Origin of the sequence: Lentzea sp. NBC_00516 (assembly GCF_036346835.1) — a bacterium.
GTDB lineage: Bacteria > Actinomycetota > Actinomycetes > Mycobacteriales > Pseudonocardiaceae > Lentzea > Lentzea sokolovensis.
In genome coordinates this window covers 5,108,443-5,124,727 of the sequence record NZ_CP107840.1, presented here as the reverse complement: position 1 = coordinate 5,124,727, position 16,285 = coordinate 5,108,443, and the positions used below count along the sequence as shown (strand labels likewise).

The window sequence follows — 16,285 nt, the reverse complement described above, 5'->3', positions numbered from 1 at the left end:
CGTCCGAGTTTTGGGAAGAGGATTTTCCGTATCCCCACCTGCGGGTTACCGTGCTCACATGACGAGCGAGTTGCCTTTCACCCGGACTCCCCACCCGCACCCGGCGACCCCGGAGCGCGTAGCGGAGGTACTTGCCAAGCCGGGCTTCGGGCAGCACTTCACCGACCACATGGTGACGATCCGCTGGAACCGCGAGAAGGGCTGGCACGACGCTGAAGTCGGCCCGTACTCCACCCTCGCACTGGACCCCGCGGCAATGGTGCTGCACTACGGCCAGGCGATCTTCGAAGGGCTCAAGGCCTACCGGCAGCCCGACGGTTCGATCGCGTCCTTCCGCCCTGAGGCCAACGCCGAGCGCTTCCGCTCCTCGGCCCGCCGCATGGCGATGCCCGAACTTCCCGACGAGCTCTTCCTGGAGTCCGTGCGGCAGATCCTCGCGGTCGACGACCGCTGGGTGCCCTCGGCCGAGGAGGAGTCCCTCTACCTGCGGCCGTTCATGATCTCCACGGAGAAGGGCCTCGGCGTGCGACCCGCGTCCGAGTACCTCTACGTGCTGATCGCCTCCCCGGCCGGCTCCTACTTCGCGAGCGGCGTCCGGCCGGTGAGCGTGTGGCTCTCGACCGAGTACGTCCGCGCGGCTCCCGGTGGCACCGGCGCGGCCAAGTTCGCCGGCAACTACGCCGCGTCCCTCGTGGCGCAGGCGCAGGCCGCCGAGAAGGGCTGCGACCAGGTCGTCTGGCTCGACGCGGTGGAACGCCGCTGGGTCGAGGAGATGGGCGGCATGAACCTGTTCTTCGTCTTCGGGGACAAGGTGATCACGCCGGAGCTGACCGGCACGCTGCTGCCCGGCATCACCCGGAGCTCGCTGCTGGCACTGGCCTCCGAACTCGGCCTGACCGTCGAGGAGCGCCGCATCTCGACCGACGAGTGGGAGAAGGCCAACGCCTCCGGTGAGCTCACCGAGGTCTTCGCCTGTGGCACGGCCGCGGTCATCACGCCGGTCGGCCACGTCAAGCACGCCGGTGGCGAGTTCGACATCGCCGACGGCGGCACCGGCTCGGTGACGAAGCAGCTGCGCGAGCGCCTGACCGGCCTCCAGCACGGCCACGTCGCCGACACCCACGGCTGGATGACCAAGCTCTGGGGTTAGGCGATCACCAGCACGGCCAGAAGCGCGATTTCGGCGGCAGCACCGAGCACATCACCGGTGATGCCGCCGAAACGCTTTCCGGTGTGCTTCACCAGCAGCCACACGAGCGCGAACGCGACGACGACGGCCACGACCGCGCGCCATCCGAGCGGAATCGCCGCGGCAGCGAGCACCACCCACGTGCCGATGACCATCAACGGATGCTGCGTGCCCGCAACGAGCGCGCCGAGCCCCTCAGGACGTGCGGCGGGGATGCCACGCATGCAGCAGATCCCGAACGCCGCCCGGCTCGTCGCGAACGCGAGCAGCACGACACCCCACTGAGCGTGGGGGAGTGCGGCGGCCTGGGCGCCCAGCACCACGATCAGCGAGACGACGCCGAACGGTCCGGCACCGCCGTCCTTCATGACCTTGAGCGCGCGCTCCGGCGGCCCGTAGCAACCGAGCCCGTCGGCGACGTCGGCCAGCCCGTCGAGGTGCATACCGCGTGTCGACAGCGCGACGACACCGACGACCAGAAACCCGGCTACGAGCGCCGATATATCGGATATCGCCAGCAGCTTCAGCACGCCGACGACGAACGCGCCGAGCACGACGCCGACGACCGGCGTCCACGCGATGGCCCGTCCCGCCGCCTTGCGGTCGACGTCGTCGACGCGCAGCGGCAGGACTGTCAGCCAAGAGAACGCGAGCTTCACCCGGCGGTGTCTTCTTGCGCCGCGTCTTCTGGGGTCACGTCGTCCCGGTTCGTGTCTTCGCGGTTCGTCACGCCGGCACTCTCGAACGTCGCCATCTCCGCGAGCACCTTCACCGCCGAGATCAGCAACGGCAGCGCCGCCACCGCGCCGGAGCCCTCGCCGAGCCGCATCTCGAACTGCAGCAGCGGCTTGAGGTTGAGGTGACCGAGCGCGATCGCGTGCGCGGGCTCGGCCGACTCGTGCCCGGCCACCCACCACTCGCGCGCACCCGGCGCCAACTCCTCGGCGACGACAGCCGCCGCACCGACGACGACGCCGTCGAGCACGACCGGCGTCTTGCGCACGGCGGCCTGTGCCAGGAATCCGGCCATCGCGGCGATGTCGGCGCCACCGGCCGTGGCGAGCAACGCGATCGGGTCGCTGATCACCAGGCGGGCCCGGCGCAGCGCGTCCCGGATCGCCGCCGTCTTGCGCATCCACGCCTGGTCGTCGATGCCGGTGCCGCGCCCGACGACCGCGACGGGCTCCGACCCGGTCAGCGACGCGATCAGCACGGCGGCGGGCGTCGTGTTGCCGATGCCCATGTCACCGGCGACCAGCACGTCGGCACCCGCGTCGACCTCCTCGTCGGCCAGCGCACGGCCGGCCGCGATCGCGAGTTCGCACTGCTCACGGGTGAGCGCGTCCTCGCGGTCGATCGACCCGGACGAGCGCCGCACCTTGTGCTGGCTGACCGCGGCCGGGGTGTCCGCGTCGACGGCCATGTCGACCACGCGCACCGTGGCGCCCGCGACCTGCGCGAGCACGTTCACGGCGGCGCCGCCGGTCAGGAAGTTCGCGACCATCTGGCCGGTCACCTCGCTCGGGAACGCCGACACGCCCTGCGCGGTGATGCCGTGGTCGCCCGCGAACACGACGACACGCGGCCGCACGAACGGCTTGGGCGGCACGACGCCCTGGCAGGCCGCGATCCAGTTGCCCAGCTCCTCGAGCCGTCCGAGCGAGCCGACCGGCTTGGTCAGCACCGCGTGCCGGGCCTCGGCCTCGCGCAGAACGGTCTCGTCCGGCGGTTCGACCGGCGGGAACTCGGTGCTCACCTGGTCACTCCTCATCGCAGTTTCAACGGGATGCCGGCGACGAGCAGGGTGACCTCGTCGCACACCTCGGCGACGCGCGCGTTGAGCGCACCGAGGTGATCTCGGAAGAGCCTGCCAGAACGCGTCGACGGAATGACGCCGAGGCCGACCTCCGCCGTCACCAGCACCAGTCGCGCCCGGCAGGTCGCGACCGAACTCACGATCGCGTCGATGCTGCTCGCGATCGCGTCACCGCTGTGTCCGTCTTCGGCGCCTGCCCACGCGTCGGCGTCGTCCAGCACGCCGACCAGCCACGTCGACAGGTCGTCCACCAGGATCGGCGGGTCCTCGTACTGGGTGGCGGTGAGCAGGGCAGGCAGATCGGCCGGAGCCGACGCCTCGACCGTGTGCCATGTGGACGGACGCCGTGCGACGTGCAGCGCGATGCGTGCGTCCCAGTCCGGGTCGTCCGGGTATCTGCGCGCCGTGGCGACGTAGGTCACGGCCGCCTCGGTGAGCAGACCTTCCGCGTGCGCCGACTTGCCTGACCGCGCTCCGCCGAGCACGAGCGTCCGAGATGACAAGAGTTAGCCTTCGTCCGTGGAATACCGCTGGCGCTACCAGGATGCACAGGGACGCGACGTCGCGGGCCCGGATGTGACGTTCGCCGAGCAGACCGAGGCCGAGGACTGGTTCAGCGCGCAGTGGCGTGACCTGGTCGACGCCGGGGTCGACCAGGTCACGCTGCTGCGTTCGGAATCCGAGGTGTACGGCCCGATGAGCCTGCACCCAGCGGGTTAGCCCTGGGCGGTGAGCCGCGGGTCGTCGGTGATGACGCCTTCGAGGACCTTGTCGATCTGCGTGAGCACGTCGTCGCCGAGCTCGACGTCGATGGCCTTCACGTTCTCGAAGACCTGCTCCGGACGTGACGCGCCGATGATCGCGGACGCGACGTTCGGGTTCTTCAGCACCCACGCGACGGCGAGCTGCGCCAGCGTGATGCCCGCTTCCTCGGCGATCGGCTTGAGCTGCTGAACGGCGTTGAGCACGTCGTCCCGCATCCAGCGCGCGATCATCTGAGACCCGCGCGCGTCGGCCAGGCGCGACCCCTCGGGAACGTCTGCGCCCGGCAGGTACTTGCCGGTCAGGATGCCCTGCGCGACGGGGGAGAAGACGATCTGGCTCAGGCCCTCGCGCTCGCACGCCGGGATGACCTGCGGCTCGATCACGCGCCACAGCATCGAGTACTGCGGCTGGTGCGACACGAACGGGACGTTCAACTCGCGGGCCAGCGCGGCACCGCGGGTGATCTGGTCGGCGGTCCACTCGGAGACACCGACGTAGAGGACCTTGCCCTGGCGGACGAGGTCGGCGAACGCCAGCATCGTCTCCTCGAGCGGGACGCTGTAGTCGAACCGGTGCGCCTGGTACAGGTCGACGTAGTCGGTCTGCAGGCGCTTGAGCGAGGCGTTGGCCGACTCCATGATGTGCTTGCGGCCGAGCCCGCGGTCGTTGGGGCCGCCGGGACCGGTCGGCCAGTAGACCTTGGTGAGGATCTCGAGCGACTCGCGCCGCTGACCCTGCAGCGCCCGGCCGAGCACCGACTCCGCGGCGGTGTTGGCGTAGACGTCGGCGGTGTCGAAGGTCGTGATCCCCGACTCCAGCGCGGCCTTCACGCAGGCGTGGGCCTGGTCCTCTTCGACCTGGGAACCGTGCGTGAGCCAGTTGCCGTACGAGATCTCACTGATGGACAGGCCGCTGCGGCCGAGTCGACGGAACTTCATACATCCGAGCTTAGCCGAAATCGTTCGTGCTGCTAATGAACTTCGGGCGCGTGCCACACCATGGAATACCGCCAGAACAGGTGCCTCCGGACGCGTGCGCCGGGCAGGATCTCCCGTGCTGCCGCGCGGATCTCGTTCAACGTCGGAGCGGTCATCACGACGGGCATGTCGACGTCGTGCGGCTTGCCGGCTGTTCCGTTGACGGCTTTGGCGACGCCGACGATCGCGTTCGCGGGCAACGTCACCATCTCCACGGCCCAGTCCGCCGGTGTGGCCGTCAGGTAGAGCCCGACAACAATCAGCGTGCCGCCTGGCCTGGTCAGCTCGGCCAGGCGCGTGAGGCCTTCGTGCAGCGGGAGGTGGTGCAGGCTCGCCTCGGCCGTGACGACGTCGTACTGCCCGAGGTCGTGGGTGAGCACGTCCCCGTGGATCCACCGCACCCGGCTGCTCGTGGCGCTCGCGAGTTCGATCATGCGCGCGCTGGCGTCGATGGCCGTGACCTCGTCGGCCGGGATCGACCGCGCCAGGACACCGTGGCCGCACCCGACGTCCAGCGCCGATCGGGCCCGCGACGGCAACTGCCGGAGCAGCCACCGGCGGTACCACGCGTTGTGGTCCCACCAGAGCTTCTCCGGCAGCTGAAGCTTGAGCGGCTTCGCGCGCACTTACTTGATGGCTTCGCCCGGCTTCACGCGCGGCTTGGGCACGCGGAGCTTGCGGATCTGGCTCGCACGGATGAACGAGTACCAGCCGATCGAGATGCCCTTGATCGGCTCGGTCGGGAACTTCGCCCGCACCTTGCGCGTGACGAGGCGGCCGAGCACGAGGCCCTCGATGATCATCGCGATCAGCATGAACGTCGTCGCCAGCGTCGCGTACCGCTGCACGGCCAGCGATGGCGTCAGCAGCGCCACGAACACCAGGACCGCGAGCGGCATGAACAGGCCCATGAGGTTGCGCCGCGAGTCGACGAGGTCGCGGATGTACGCCTTCACCGGACCGCGGTCACGCGGCAGCAGGTACTTGTCTTCACCCGCCATCATGCGCTGGCGACGCTCGGTGGCCGCGGCACGGCGGTCTTCCTTGCTCACCTTGTTGCCGCGCATGCGCTTGAACGCCTCGCGCTGCGTGCGGGGAGGCGGCGGCACCGGCCCGGAACGCCTGCCCTGGGCCTCACGCCGCTTGGGCGTGGGCCTGCCCTTGCCCGCGGAACGGTTGGAGTCGATGGCCTCGTCGGCCGACTCGGTGGCCGGGGCATCGGTATCAGCGGCGTTGCGACGCAGGAACCTCACAACGACAGGGTAGGACAGTGGTTCTTCTGTACCTTTCGCGAGGTGCGCGTACTCATCGCTCCGGACTGCTTCGGCGGCACCCTGACCGCCCGCGAGGCCGCTGACGCCATCGCCACCGGCTGGCGCGACGCCAAGCCCGACGACGTCGTCACCCAACGCCCGCTGGCCGACGGAGGCCCCGGCTTCGTCGACGTCCTGCACGCCGCCACCCACGGTGAAATCCGATATATCAGCGTGACGGGCCCGCTCGGCGAACCGGTCGAAGCGCGCTGGCTCAGCGTGCACACCGACGGTCGACGGGTCGCATACATTGAGTCCGCCGAAGCATGCGGCCTCCACCTCATCCCAGCCGAGGTCCGCCCGCAATTCTGCGAGACAGCGACAACGCGAGGCGTCGGCGAGCTCATCGCGGCAGCCACGCATGACAACGATGTCATCACGGTCGGCCTGGGCGGCTCCGGGACGACCGACGGCGGCGCCGGCATGCTCGCCGCTTTGGTCGACGCCGGCGTCGACCTCACTGATATATCGCTCGTGGCCGCGTCCGACGTCGAGAACCCGCTCCTCGGCCCGCACGGCGCCGCGCACACGTTCGGCCCGCAGAAGGGCGCGTCCCCGGAGGCTGTCGAACGCCTCGAAGCGAAGCTCGCCGCCATGGACGTCCTCAAGGCGGTGTCCGACATGCCGGGCGCCGGAGCGGCAGGCGGTCTGGGAGCCGCGCTCCTCTCCTTGGGCGCGACGGTGACGTCCGGCGCGGGCCTCGTCCGCGAACTCACCGGACTCGACGCCGCCCTCGACGACGCCGACGTCGTCCTCACCGGCGAAGGCAGCTTCGACTGGCAGTCACTGCGCGGCAAGCTCATCACCGCAGTCGCCTCGGGCGCCGCCGAACGAGGCATCCCGTGCATCGCCGTCGCGGGCCAGGTCAGCGTCGGCCGCCGCGAGATGGGCGCCGCCGGCGTCCAGGCCGCCTACTCGGTGTCCGAGCACGTCGGCTCTGTGCAAAAGTCGATTGCGTTCGCCCGCAAAAGTCTCATTGCAACGGCTCGGCACGTGGCGACGCAGTGGTCGCGATAGGTGCGCAGGTGAGGCCGTGCTCGCGGCCAGCTGATATATCGGTTGGCTTGAGCGTGGTCTACGTGACAGTCGACACTTGAGGCGACGAGGCCCGCCGTTGTGGGACCATGGGAAGTGGAACAAGGCGGGGAACGCCCGTGTTGTTGATGGGTGAACCGCCCGCAAAGGACCTCTTAGGAGAGCCATGACGACCGCTCAGGATGCCGCTTCGACCACTGAGGCGCCCAGCCACGGCGTGACGCTGACCGATGCGGCCGCCGTCAAGGCCAAGGCGCTGCTCGACCAGGAGGGCCGCGATGACATGCACCTGCGTATCGCCGTCCAGCCCGGTGGTTGCGCCGGCCTTCGTTACCAGCTGTTCTTCGACGAGCGTGCGCTCGACGGTGACGCGATGGTCGACTTCAACGGCATGAAGGTCGCCGTCGACCGCATGAGCGCCCCGTACGTCGAAGGTGCTGTCATCGACTTCGTGGACACGATCGAGAAGCAGGGCTTCACGATCGACAACCCGAACGCCGGCGGGTCCTGCGCCTGCGGCGACTCGTTCCACTAAGGCGACCACGCGGAGAGGCCGCGTTCCCGCATCGACGGGAACGCGGCCTCTCCGCGTGTGGACCAGGAAATCTGCCAGGTACGACCCGGACAGACTGGGATGCGAGAAGGTAGAGCCCAGAAGCTAGACGCCGTATTCGGCGAGGCCTTCGACCTGGTGGGCGCACCGCTCGTCGACCTGCCAGGGCGCGGCGTCGCGCGGGGCGGGAAGGGGGTGCTCGGGGTGGGTCAGAGCGAAGGGGAGCTGCGCGCAGTCCTCGATCAGTTCACTCATCGTGGTCGCCTCTGGGATCGTCACCTTCCGACCGTATGACGGCGGTCTGACCTGCGGTAGCCCTACCAAACAGTAGTCTTCACAGCGGTACTCGTCCGGGTGAGTTGTCACGTAGCGCAACAAGAAAAGAGGAGCCGACGTGCCCCTAGCCGTGTGCGGCAGCATCGCGACCGACCATCTGATGCACTTTCCGGGTCGATTCGCGGATCAGCTGGTCGCGGAGCGTCTCGACCGTGTGTCGCTGAGCTTCCTGGTCGACGACCTCGTAGTCCGGCGCGGTGGCATCGGCGCGAACATCGCGTTCGGCCTCGGTGTGCTCGGGGTGCGGCCGGTGCTCGTGGGCGCCGTCGGCGAGGACTTCGACGACTACCGCTCGTGGCTCGAGCGGCACGGCGTCGACACGTCCGGCGTGTACGTGTCCGAGGTCGCGCACACCGCGCGGTTCGTCTGCACCACGGACGACGACATGTGCCAGATCGCCTCCTTCTACGCCGGTGCGATGGCCGAGTCGCGCAACATCGAACTCGCGCCGATCGCGAACCGCGTCGAGAACCTCGACCTCGTCATCATCAGCCCGGACGACCCCGCGGCCATGCTCCGGCACGCCGACGAGTGCCGTCAGCGCGGCTACCGGTTCGCCGTCGACCCGTCGCAGCAGCTCGCCCGCATGGACGGCGAGCAGGCGCGTGCGTTCATCGAGGGCGCCGAGTACCTCTTCAGCAACGACTACGAGTGGGAACTGCTGCTGCAGAAGACCGGCTGGACCGAGGCGGACGTCCTCGCCCGCGTCGGCAAGCGCGTCACCACGCTCGGCGCCAAGGGCGTCGAGATCGTCGACCGCGACGGTTTCTCGCTGCACGTCCCCGCCGTTCCCGAGGTCGCGAAGACCGACCCGACCGGCGTCGGCGACGGCTTCCGCGCGGGCTTCCTGGCCGGCATCACCGCGGGCCTGAGCATCGAACGCGCTGCTCAGCTCGGCTCGTTCATCGCCGTCGAGGTGCTCGAGACCGTGGGCACGCAGGAGTGGGTGATCGAGCGCGAGGCGGCGCTCGCTCGCATTCGTGGCGCGTTTGGTGCGGAAGCCGCTGAGGAGATCGCTCCCGTCCTGCCATGATCGGACAATGGGGACGTACCTGTTCGGCGACACCGGTGAGTCGCTCGATCCTAAGTTCGACGCGCTGAGCTCACTGCTCGACGCGGGCACGTTCGCCCGCGTCGAGCAGCTGGGTGTGGCGGACGGCTGGCGCTGCCTCGAAGTCGGAGGTGGTGGCGGGTCGGTGGCGAACTGGCTCGCCGACGTCGTCGCTCCGTCCGGGCACGTGACGGTCACCGACATCGACGTCACCCGGCTCGAGGAACGGGACAACGTCACCGTTCTGGAGCACGACGTGGTATCCAATATATTGCCCGGCAACGCGTTCGACCTGGTCCACGCCCGCCTGGTGCTCTTCTACCTCCCCGCCCGCGAGCTCGTGTTGCGCAAGCTGCGCGACTCGCTGCGTCCCGGCGGATGGCTCGTGCTCGAGGAGTTCGACTGCCTCCCGCTCGAAGTCCTGTCGACCGGGCCGTCGTCCGGCCCCGAGGACGCGAAGCTGATCATGCGGGTGAAGAACGCCCTGCTGACGTTGCTCGACCACGCGGGCGCCGAACTGGCGTGGGGCGCGCGCGTCGAGAGGGCGCTGATCGACGCCGGGCTGAACGACGTCAGCGGCTCCCGTGAGGTGCGGGAGTGGGAGGGCGGTTCCGCGGGCTGCCGCCTGCTCGCCGCGACCGCGCGGCTGATGCGCCCGAAGCTCCCGCTCACCGACGACGAGTTCGACCGCTACCTGGAACTGATGGCGTCCCCGGACACCGTCGTCAGCTCGTACGCGATCTGCAGCGCTCAGGGACGCCGGTAGAACGAGAAGGGCCCCTCCGGAGAGGGGCCCGAACCGCTAGAGCTTGACCGGGTAGTGCGGCTCCGGCACCACCGGCTGGATGCGGCCCTCGACGAAGATGCCGTGCCAGATCATGAACACCAGCAGCGCCCAGATGCGGCGGCTGTGGTCGAGCACGCCGGAACGGTGCTCCTCGATCAGCCGCAGCACCGCGGACTTGTCGATGTACTGGTCGGTCTGCGACGTGCGCACGATGTCGACGGCCCAGTCGTGCATCTCGTCCTTGAGCCAGTGCCGGATCGGCACCGGGAAGCCCAGCTTGCGGCGGTTCAGCACGTGCGCCGGCACGATGTCGCGGATCGCCTTGCGCAGCGCGAACTTCGTCGTGTCCTTCGTGATCTTCAACTCACTCGGGATCTGCGACGCGATCTTGAAGACCTCGGGGTCGAGGAACGGGACGCGCAGCTCCAGCGAGTTCGCCATGGTCATCTTGTCGGCCTTGACCAGGATGTCCCCGCGCAGCCACGTGAACAGGTCGACGTGCTGCATGCGCGTCACCGGATCCCAGTTGCGCGACTCGCGGTACGGCTGGGCCGTCGCGTCCATGTGGGACACCGCAGGGTCGTACGTGCGCAACACCTGCCGCAGGTGGTCGTCGAGGAAGATGCGCGCGTTGCCGTAGTAGCGCTCCTCCAGCGTCAAAGCCCCACGACGCAGCAGGTCCTTGCCGCGCACACCGTGCGGGATCTTCGTGGAGACCTTGCCCATGGCCTTGCGCAGCGCGCCCGGCACCTTCTCGAACCCCGCCAGCGACAACGGCTCGCGGTAGATCGTGTACCCGCCGAAGAGCTCGTCCGCGCCCTCACCGGACAGGACGACCTTCACGTGCTGACGCGCCTCACGTGCGATGAACCACAACGGCACCAGCGCCGGGTCGGCCACCGGGTCGTCGAGGTACCAGGTGATCAGCGGCAGGGAGTCCATCATCTCCTGCGCGCTGACCGTGCGGACCACGTGCTTCACGCCGATCAGCGCCGCCGACTCCGCGGCCACGTCGACCTCGGAGAACCCCTGGCGCTCGAACCCCGTCGTGAACGTGATCAGGTCCGGGTTGTGCTCCTTGGCCAGCGCCGCGACCACCGTCGAGTCGATGCCGCCGGACAGGAACGACCCGACCGTCACGTCCGCGCGCATGTGCTTGGCGACCGAGTCGCGCAGCGCGGCGGTGATCTCGTCGTAGAGCGCGTCGGCCTCGCCCTCGCTGCGGACCGTGCGGACCTTGAAGTTCGCAGGGAAGTACCGCTCGAACTTCGGCGACTCGCCCGGGACCAGCGTGAACGAGTGGCCCGACTCGACGCGGTAGATCGAGTCGTGCAGCGAGGCGGGCTCCGGCACGTACTGCAGCGTGAGGTAGTGCTGCAGCCCCTTGACGTTCATCTTCGGGGCGATGCCGATCGTGGAGGCGATCTCCAGCAGGAGCTTCTTCTCGCTGGAGAACGCGACCCCGCTCTGACCCTGCGCCCAGTACAGCGGCTTGATGCCGAACGGGTCGCGGCCGCCGAACACGATGTCGCGCTCGGAGTCCCAGATCATGAACGCGAACATGCCGCGCAGCCTCGTGATCGCCGCGGGACCGAAGTAGTGGTAGGCGGCGACGATGGTCTCCGTGTCGCCGTCGGTGTGGAAGACCGCGCCGTGCTTCTCGGTGAGCTCGGCGCGCAACTCCAGGTAGTTGTAGATCTCGCCGTTGAAGTTGATCGTGTACCGGCTCGGCGACTCCGCCGGACCCCAGGTCAACGGCTGGTGGGAGTGCTCGATGTCGATGATGGCGAGCCGGTTGAAGCCGAACACGACCTCGTCGACCCGCCTGGTGCCGCTCTCGTCCGGTCCGCGGTGCCGCATGCAGCGCAGCGCGGCCTCCATGGCCGGGCGCGCGTTCTCGGCCTCGTTCTCGCTAGGGCAAACAAGTCCTGCCAGGCCGCACAAGGCTCTCGCACCTCTCAAGAAACACGAAGGGGAAGACCACGGGGAAGTCCTCAGTATGCCGAAGGGGCTTTGTGTGACCGAAACTGCACCGCAGCGGCGGTGCCCCCAAGGGGTGAGCGCCGTTGCGCTGGGCTACGCTCCCGCTTGATCCGTTGGCATGGAACGAGGAGGCGGGCGAGCAGTGGGCCTGAAGGAGGGCACCAGGGCATCCCGGCTGGTGAAGACCGCTGGGCTGGTAGGCCTGGTCGGCATCGGGGCCACCGGTTGCTCCACGGACGAGGTGCTGCGCTTCGGATGGCCGCAGGCCGTCACGCCGCAGGCCGAGAAGATGCGCGAGCTCTGGACCTGGTCCGTGGTCGCCGCGCTCGTCGTCGGCGTCATCGTGTGGGGCCTGATCTTGTGGTCGGTGGTGTTCCACCGCAAGAAGTCCGAGGAGCTGCCGCGTCAGACGGCGTACAACCTCCCGCTGGAGATCGTGCTCATCGTCGTGCCGACGGTGATCGTGGCGGTGTTGTTCTACTTCACCGCCGTCACGCAGAACTACATCACGGACAAGTCGGGCAAGCCCGACGTCAACATCGACGTGATCGCGTTCCAGTGGAACTGGGAGTTCCAGTACCCGGACCACAAGACCGAAGAGGGCAACGTCGTCAGCACGGTCGGCACCTCGGGCGAGGTCCCGATCATGGTGCTGCCGGCCGGCAAGCGCATCCAGTTCACGCTGCGCTCGACGGACGTCATCCACTCGTTCTTCGTGCCGGAGTTCCACTTCAAGCGGGACGTCTTCCCGATGCCGGAGAAGAACAACCAGGACAACGTCTTCCAGATCGACCAGATCGACCGTCCTGGCGCGTTCGTCGGCCGTTGCGCCGAGCTCTGCGGCTCGTACCACGCGGTGATGAACTTCGAGGTCCGCGCCCTGGAGGAAGCCGACTTCGAGAAGTACATCGAGCTGCGCAAGCAGGTCAACGAGAAGACGGGCAAGCCGTACACCACGGCCGAGGCCCTCTCTCAGGTGAACTGTGACAAGTGGTGTTCACCGCTGGCCACGACGACCACCCCGTTCAACACCGACCGGACGGCGCGCGAAGCCTCCGGTGCGGGCCAGAAGTAGGGAACGCCTCGCGATGAAGATCGAAGCTCGCGTATTCGACCTGGTGATGGCCTTCTCGTTCCTGATGGCCGTCGTCTACGGCTACTGGACGCACCTGGCGACCGGCCACGTCGAGCCCACCGGCACGGTGGCACTCGCGCTGACCGGTGGCCTGGCCCTCATCACCGGCACCTACTTCCGGTTCGTCGCCCGCCGCATCGAGGTGCGGCCGGAGGACAACCCCGATGCCGAGGTGTCCGACGGCGCCGGCGAGCTGGGCTTCTTCAGCCCCGGCTCGTACTGGCCGGTCGGTCTCGCCGCCGCGGCGGCGACCACCGGTGTCGCGCTGGCGTTCTGGCACGTGTGGCTGCTCGTGATCGCCATCATCATGGTGCTGGTCATGGTCGGCGGTCTGGTGTTCGAGTACCACACCGGACCCAACCACGACTGATATCCACTATCCGATACGTCGGATATCGCTTCGACCGAGGCCCTCTCCACTGTGGAGGGGGCCTCAGTCGTGAGTGGACTGATATCCCGTATGTGATACATCGCATATCGCGCGAAAGGGCCCTCCCGGCAACAGCGGGGAGGGCCCTTTCGCAGGCCTGGAACGAGGCTGCGGCGGCTACGCGGCGGCCGCGACCTTCTCGGGCGCCTTCTGGTACGCGTCGACGTACTCCTGGCCGCTCAGGTCCAGGATGCGGTAGATGATCTCGTCGGTGACGCTGCGCAGCACCGGCAGCGAATCCTGCATGCCGTCGTAGCGGCTGAAGTCGAGCGGCTCCCCGAAGCGGACCGTCACCGGGACGATCTTCGGGAACCTGCTGCCGACCGGCTGCACCTTGTCCGTGCCGATGATCCCGACCGGGATGACCGGGGCCCCGGACTCCAGCGCCATGCGGGCGACACCGGTCCGGCCGCGGTGGAGCATGCCGTCGAGCGAGCGCGTGCCCTCCGGGTAGATGGCGAAGGCGTCACCCCGCGCCAGGATGTCGGCGGCCGTGTCGAGAGCGGCGCGCGCGTCACGGCCCTTGCCGCGGTGCACCGGCACGTGGCCGAGCGAGGAGAAGAACCTGCGCGACAGCGAGCCCTTCAGACCGGTGCCCGTGAAGTACTCCGCCTTCGCGAGGAACGACACCCGGCGCGGCACGACCATCGGGATCACGACGCTGTCGATGAAGCTGAGGTGGTTGGCCGCCAGGATGACGGGGCCGTCGGTGGGGATGTTCTCCAGACCGTCCACCACCGGGCGGTAGACCAGACGGGCTGTGCGCGCGACGACGTGCTTCATCACCGGGTAGAGGAGGGCCATGACTCCAGCATTCCAGGTGGCCGTTGCGACGGCGTTACCACGTGGCGCGCATCTCTGGCCCATCACTCGCTCGGACTACGCCGATGCGGCGGCCGTGCGAGCAGGGTCACGCGTCGACGACGACGCGTGACCGAAACCGCTCAGTCAGCCTTTCGGTTACTTCTTCGGAGACGCCTTCAGAGCCTGTGAGAGCTCCACCCAACGGCCCAGCAGCGTCGCCGCCCTGCCTGAGTCGATGGCGTCGGCCGCGCGGCTCAGCGAGGCCGTCAGGTCGGCGTGCAGGTCGTCGGAGAACCCGCCGTGCGCCGCGATGGCGCCCGCCGCGTTCACGAGCACCGCGTCCCGCACCGAACCCGTCTTGCCGGCCACGAGGTCGCGGACCACCTGGGCGTTGACCGACGAGTCGCCGCCCTTCAGGTCCTCCTCGCGGGCAGGCTTCACGCCGAGCACCGTCGGATCGATGGTCTCCGTGCGCACCACACCGTCCTGCGCGAGCCACGCGGACGTCGTCGTGGTCGTGGTGATCTCGTCGAGGCCGTCGTCGCCCCGCACCACCAGCGCGGTGTTGCGGCGCCGCGCGAACACGCCGGCGATCAGCGGCGCCGCGGACGCCCGCGCGCAGCCGATCAGGCCGACCGTGGGCTGTGCCGGGTTCGTCAGGGGTCCGAGCAGGTTGAACGACGTGGGAATGCCGATCTCCCGCCGCACCGGGCCCGCGTGCCGGAAACCGGGGTGGAACACCGGCGCGAAGCAGAAACCGATGCCGAGCTCGCGCACGGTCTCCTGCACGCCGGCGGCGGGCAGGTCGATCGCGACGCCCAGTGCCTCCAGGACGTCCGCCGTGCCGCACTGCGACGACGCCGCGCGGTTGCCGTGCTTGACCACGGGCACGCCCGCGGCGGCCGTGATGATCGCGGCCATCGTCGAAATGTTCACCGAACCGGAATGATCGCCGCCGGTGCCCACGATGTCGGTCGCCCGCACGTCCACCGTGAACCGGTTCGCGTGGTTGAGCATCATCGTCGCGAGGCCGTCGACCTCCTCCGGCGTCTCGCCCTTGGCGCGCAACGCGACGACGAACGCCGCGATCTGCGCCGCGGTCGCCTCGCCGGACATCACCTGGTCCATTCCCCAGGCGGTGTCGTCGGCGGTCAGGTCGACGCCGTCGAGCAACCGGTTGAGCAGCGAGGGCCAGGTGCGCTGGCTCATGGCGGGATCAGCCCTTGACGACGGGCGATGCCAAGCCCCGCAGCACCTCGGCCACGGTCTCGGCGGCGGCCAGCGGGTCGAGCGGGTGCACCAGCACCGCGTCCGCCTGCGACCAGGTCGCGAGCCACCTGTCGTCCTTGCGGCGCACCGCCACGATGATCGGCGGGCAGTTCGTGATCTCGTCCTTGAGCTGGCGGGACAGGCCCATGCCGCCGGTCGGCTGCGCCTCGCCGTCGAGGATCAGCAGGTCGACGGTGCCGTTGTCCGCCTCGTAGAGGACGTCCGCGATAGCGCCCACCTCGACGTACTCGACGCGCGCGAGGTCCGGCGCAGGCCGGCGGCCGACCGCAGTGATGATCGTCTCACGCACCTCGGGCCGGTGGCTGAACACCAGGATCTTCGTGGTCTGCGTGCTCATCTCTGGATCCTCCGCTGCGACTGCCGACTGCGGTCCTGAAGAAAGTGACCAAGGTCGCCGTGATGCTATCGGGCCGGTTCGTGTGGTTTCTGCAGGGCGTCCCACCCCAGGGCGTCGCCACCGAGTCGCTGCGCCAGTGAGGCCATCCTCGACCGCTCCTGGGCGCAGTGCAGGGCGTCCAGCTTCTGCACGCGACTGATATGCGATATATCACCGGCAACGAGCACCCAGCCGTCGGGCGTGAGCAGTTCTCGCGCGCGTTCGACCTGGTCAGCGGGGATGCGCAGGTGGTGCCGGAGCACCGCGAGATCGTCGGCACGCCACTGTGGCGAACGGGCCAGAGCGGCCGAATCGGCTTCCGCGATGTCGAACGCCTCGACCACGACGACGAGCGCCGGATCGTCGATCGACAGCGTCGGCACCTCGTCCCGTCGCAGGAGTTGGCGCAGCATGTCCCGCAATCGGCCCAGTGAACCCATTCGTT

At 68.8% G+C, this 16,285-nt stretch carries 20 protein-coding genes; 8 read left to right on the top strand and 12 right to left on the bottom strand.

Annotated elements, in window-relative coordinates; genetic code table 11:
* Positions 1-58 precede the first annotated feature (58 nt).
* Entirely contained in the window at positions 59-1,150 is a 1,092-nt protein-coding gene (locus tag OG205_RS22375) for a branched-chain amino acid aminotransferase (protein ID WP_330270065.1), read from the top strand.
* Here the strand turns inward: OG205_RS22375 and cobS are convergent.
* The 3 genes from cobS to cobU are packed head-to-tail and all read right to left on the bottom strand — an operon-like array spanning position 1,147 to position 3,508.
* Positions 1,147-1,848 (bottom strand): adenosylcobinamide-GDP ribazoletransferase, encoded by a 702-nt coding sequence (gene cobS / locus OG205_RS22370; RefSeq protein WP_330270064.1) that lies wholly within the window; start codon positions 1,846-1,848, stop codon positions 1,147-1,149. The two genes, OG205_RS22375 and cobS, sit on opposite strands and share 4 nt — an antisense overlap.
* Complete coding sequence (cobT, locus tag OG205_RS22365; RefSeq protein WP_330270063.1) at positions 1,845-2,960, bottom strand: nicotinate-nucleotide--dimethylbenzimidazole phosphoribosyltransferase; 1,116 nt, start codon at positions 2,958-2,960, stop codon at positions 1,845-1,847. Before cobT ends, cobS begins: the two co-directional genes overlap by 4 nt.
* Positions 2,957-3,508 carry a bifunctional adenosylcobinamide kinase/adenosylcobinamide-phosphate guanylyltransferase gene (gene cobU / locus OG205_RS22360; RefSeq protein ID WP_330270062.1) on the bottom strand — a complete coding sequence of 184 codons (552 nt, stop codon included), beginning with the start codon at positions 3,506-3,508 and terminating at the stop codon, positions 2,957-2,959. Before cobU ends, cobT begins: the two co-directional genes overlap by 4 nt.
* Positions 3,509-3,524: 16 nt before the next feature.
* Here cobU and OG205_RS22355 point away from each other — a divergent pair, with 16 nt between their 5' ends.
* The gene (locus OG205_RS22355; RefSeq protein ID WP_319978407.1) at positions 3,525-3,725 is read left to right on the top strand and encodes a hypothetical protein; all 201 of its coding nucleotides are present in this window, start codon (positions 3,525-3,527) and stop codon (positions 3,723-3,725) included.
* Here the strand turns inward: OG205_RS22355 and OG205_RS22350 are convergent.
* From OG205_RS22350 to OG205_RS22340, 3 genes are read right to left on the bottom strand one after another with little or no spacing between them, the layout of a single operon-like run.
* Entirely contained in the window at positions 3,722-4,708 is a 987-nt protein-coding gene (locus OG205_RS22350) for an aldo/keto reductase family protein (protein WP_330270061.1), read from the bottom strand. The genes OG205_RS22355 and OG205_RS22350 overlap by 4 nt on opposite strands.
* A 32-nt stretch (positions 4,709-4,740) precedes the next feature.
* Positions 4,741-5,373, bottom strand: a complete 633-nt coding sequence (locus tag OG205_RS22345) for a class I SAM-dependent methyltransferase (RefSeq protein WP_330270060.1) — start codon at positions 5,371-5,373, stop codon at positions 4,741-4,743.
* Positions 5,374-6,000, bottom strand: coding sequence for a DUF3043 domain-containing protein (locus OG205_RS22340; protein ID WP_330270059.1), 627 nt, complete (start codon positions 5,998-6,000; stop codon positions 5,374-5,376).
* A 42-nt stretch (positions 6,001-6,042) separates the two neighbouring features.
* Between OG205_RS22340 and OG205_RS22335 the strand changes: the two genes are divergently transcribed.
* Complete coding sequence (locus OG205_RS22335) at positions 6,043-7,077, top strand: glycerate kinase family protein (protein WP_330270058.1); 1,035 nt, start codon at positions 6,043-6,045, stop codon at positions 7,075-7,077.
* Positions 7,078-7,261: 184 nt separating this feature from the next.
* Complete coding sequence (locus OG205_RS22330) at positions 7,262-7,630, top strand: HesB/IscA family protein (RefSeq protein WP_030474606.1); 369 nt, start codon at positions 7,262-7,264, stop codon at positions 7,628-7,630.
* Between the two features lie 123 nt (positions 7,631-7,753).
* On the opposite strand, the gene OG205_RS22325 is transcribed toward OG205_RS22330, so the two are convergent.
* Positions 7,754-7,927: a hypothetical protein gene (locus tag OG205_RS22325; protein ID WP_170176554.1), complete on the bottom strand. Its 174-nt coding sequence runs from the start codon at positions 7,925-7,927 to the stop codon at positions 7,754-7,756.
* Between the two features lie 157 nt (positions 7,928-8,084).
* On the opposite strand from OG205_RS22325, the gene OG205_RS22320 reads away from it, so the two are divergent.
* Together OG205_RS22320 and OG205_RS22315 are read left to right on the top strand one after the other, a co-directional pair.
* Positions 8,085-9,017 carry a carbohydrate kinase family protein gene (locus OG205_RS22320; RefSeq protein ID WP_330278205.1) on the top strand — a complete coding sequence of 311 codons (933 nt, stop codon included), beginning with the start codon at positions 8,085-8,087 and terminating at the stop codon, positions 9,015-9,017.
* 7 nt (positions 9,018-9,024) lie between these two features.
* Complete coding sequence (locus tag OG205_RS22315) at positions 9,025-9,801, top strand: class I SAM-dependent methyltransferase (RefSeq protein ID WP_330270057.1); 777 nt, start codon at positions 9,025-9,027, stop codon at positions 9,799-9,801.
* A gap of 36 nt (positions 9,802-9,837) precedes the next feature.
* On the opposite strand, the gene asnB is transcribed toward OG205_RS22315, so the two are convergent.
* Entirely contained in the window at positions 9,838-11,766 is a 1,929-nt protein-coding gene (gene asnB / locus OG205_RS22310) for an asparagine synthase (glutamine-hydrolyzing) (RefSeq protein WP_330270056.1), read from the bottom strand.
* A gap of 181 nt (positions 11,767-11,947) precedes the next feature.
* On the opposite strand from asnB, the gene ctaC reads away from it, so the two are divergent.
* Together ctaC and OG205_RS22300 are read left to right on the top strand one after the other, a co-directional pair.
* On the top strand, positions 11,948-12,880 hold the full coding sequence (ctaC, locus tag OG205_RS22305; RefSeq protein ID WP_330270055.1) for an aa3-type cytochrome oxidase subunit II: 933 nt from the start codon (positions 11,948-11,950) through the stop codon (positions 12,878-12,880).
* Between the two features lie 13 nt (positions 12,881-12,893).
* Positions 12,894-13,310 (top strand): cytochrome c oxidase subunit 4, encoded by a 417-nt coding sequence (locus OG205_RS22300; protein ID WP_330270054.1) that lies wholly within the window; start codon positions 12,894-12,896, stop codon positions 13,308-13,310.
* 177 nt (positions 13,311-13,487) lie between these two features.
* On the opposite strand, the gene OG205_RS22295 is transcribed toward OG205_RS22300, so the two are convergent.
* From OG205_RS22295 to OG205_RS22280, 4 genes are all read right to left on the bottom strand, one after another.
* Complete coding sequence (locus OG205_RS22295; RefSeq protein ID WP_330270053.1) at positions 13,488-14,174, bottom strand: lysophospholipid acyltransferase family protein; 687 nt, start codon at positions 14,172-14,174, stop codon at positions 13,488-13,490.
* A 156-nt stretch (positions 14,175-14,330) separates the two neighbouring features.
* The gene (gene trpD, locus OG205_RS22290; protein WP_330270052.1) at positions 14,331-15,383 is read right to left on the bottom strand and encodes an anthranilate phosphoribosyltransferase; all 1,053 of its coding nucleotides are present in this window, start codon (positions 15,381-15,383) and stop codon (positions 14,331-14,333) included.
* Between the two features lie 7 nt (positions 15,384-15,390).
* Positions 15,391-15,801, bottom strand: coding sequence for a hypothetical protein (locus OG205_RS22285; RefSeq protein WP_330270051.1), 411 nt, complete (start codon positions 15,799-15,801; stop codon positions 15,391-15,393).
* A gap of 65 nt (positions 15,802-15,866) precedes the next feature.
* Positions 15,867-16,280 (bottom strand): hypothetical protein, encoded by a 414-nt coding sequence (locus OG205_RS22280; protein ID WP_330270050.1) that lies wholly within the window; start codon positions 16,278-16,280, stop codon positions 15,867-15,869.
* Positions 16,281-16,285: the final 5 nt, after the last annotated feature.

Excerpts from the sequence above, each read along its gene's own strand:
- OG205_RS22375 (WP_330270065.1), top strand. The coding sequence starts at position 59 with ATGACGAGCGAGTTGCCTTTCACCCGGACTCCCCACCCGCACCCGGCG.
- cobT (WP_330270063.1), bottom strand. The coding sequence starts at position 2,960 with ATGAGGAGTGACCAGGTGAGCACCGAGTTCCCGCCGGTCGAACCGCCG.
- OG205_RS22350 (WP_330270061.1), bottom strand. The coding sequence starts at position 4,708 with ATGAAGTTCCGTCGACTCGGCCGCAGCGGCCTGTCCATCAGTGAGATC.
- OG205_RS22330 (WP_030474606.1), top strand. The coding sequence starts at position 7,262 with ATGACGACCGCTCAGGATGCCGCTTCGACCACTGAGGCGCCCAGCCAC.
- OG205_RS22320 (WP_330278205.1), top strand. The coding sequence starts at position 8,085 with ATGCACTTTCCGGGTCGATTCGCGGATCAGCTGGTCGCGGAGCGTCTC.
- OG205_RS22315 (WP_330270057.1), top strand. The coding sequence starts at position 9,025 with ATGGGGACGTACCTGTTCGGCGACACCGGTGAGTCGCTCGATCCTAAG.
- OG205_RS22300 (WP_330270054.1), top strand. The coding sequence starts at position 12,894 with ATGAAGATCGAAGCTCGCGTATTCGACCTGGTGATGGCCTTCTCGTTC.
- OG205_RS22295 (WP_330270053.1), bottom strand. The coding sequence starts at position 14,174 with ATGGCCCTCCTCTACCCGGTGATGAAGCACGTCGTCGCGCGCACAGCC.
- trpD (WP_330270052.1), bottom strand. The coding sequence starts at position 15,383 with ATGAGCCAGCGCACCTGGCCCTCGCTGCTCAACCGGTTGCTCGACGGC.
- OG205_RS22285 (WP_330270051.1), bottom strand. The coding sequence starts at position 15,801 with ATGAGCACGCAGACCACGAAGATCCTGGTGTTCAGCCACCGGCCCGAG.
- OG205_RS22280 (WP_330270050.1), bottom strand. The coding sequence starts at position 16,280 with ATGGGTTCACTGGGCCGATTGCGGGACATGCTGCGCCAACTCCTGCGA.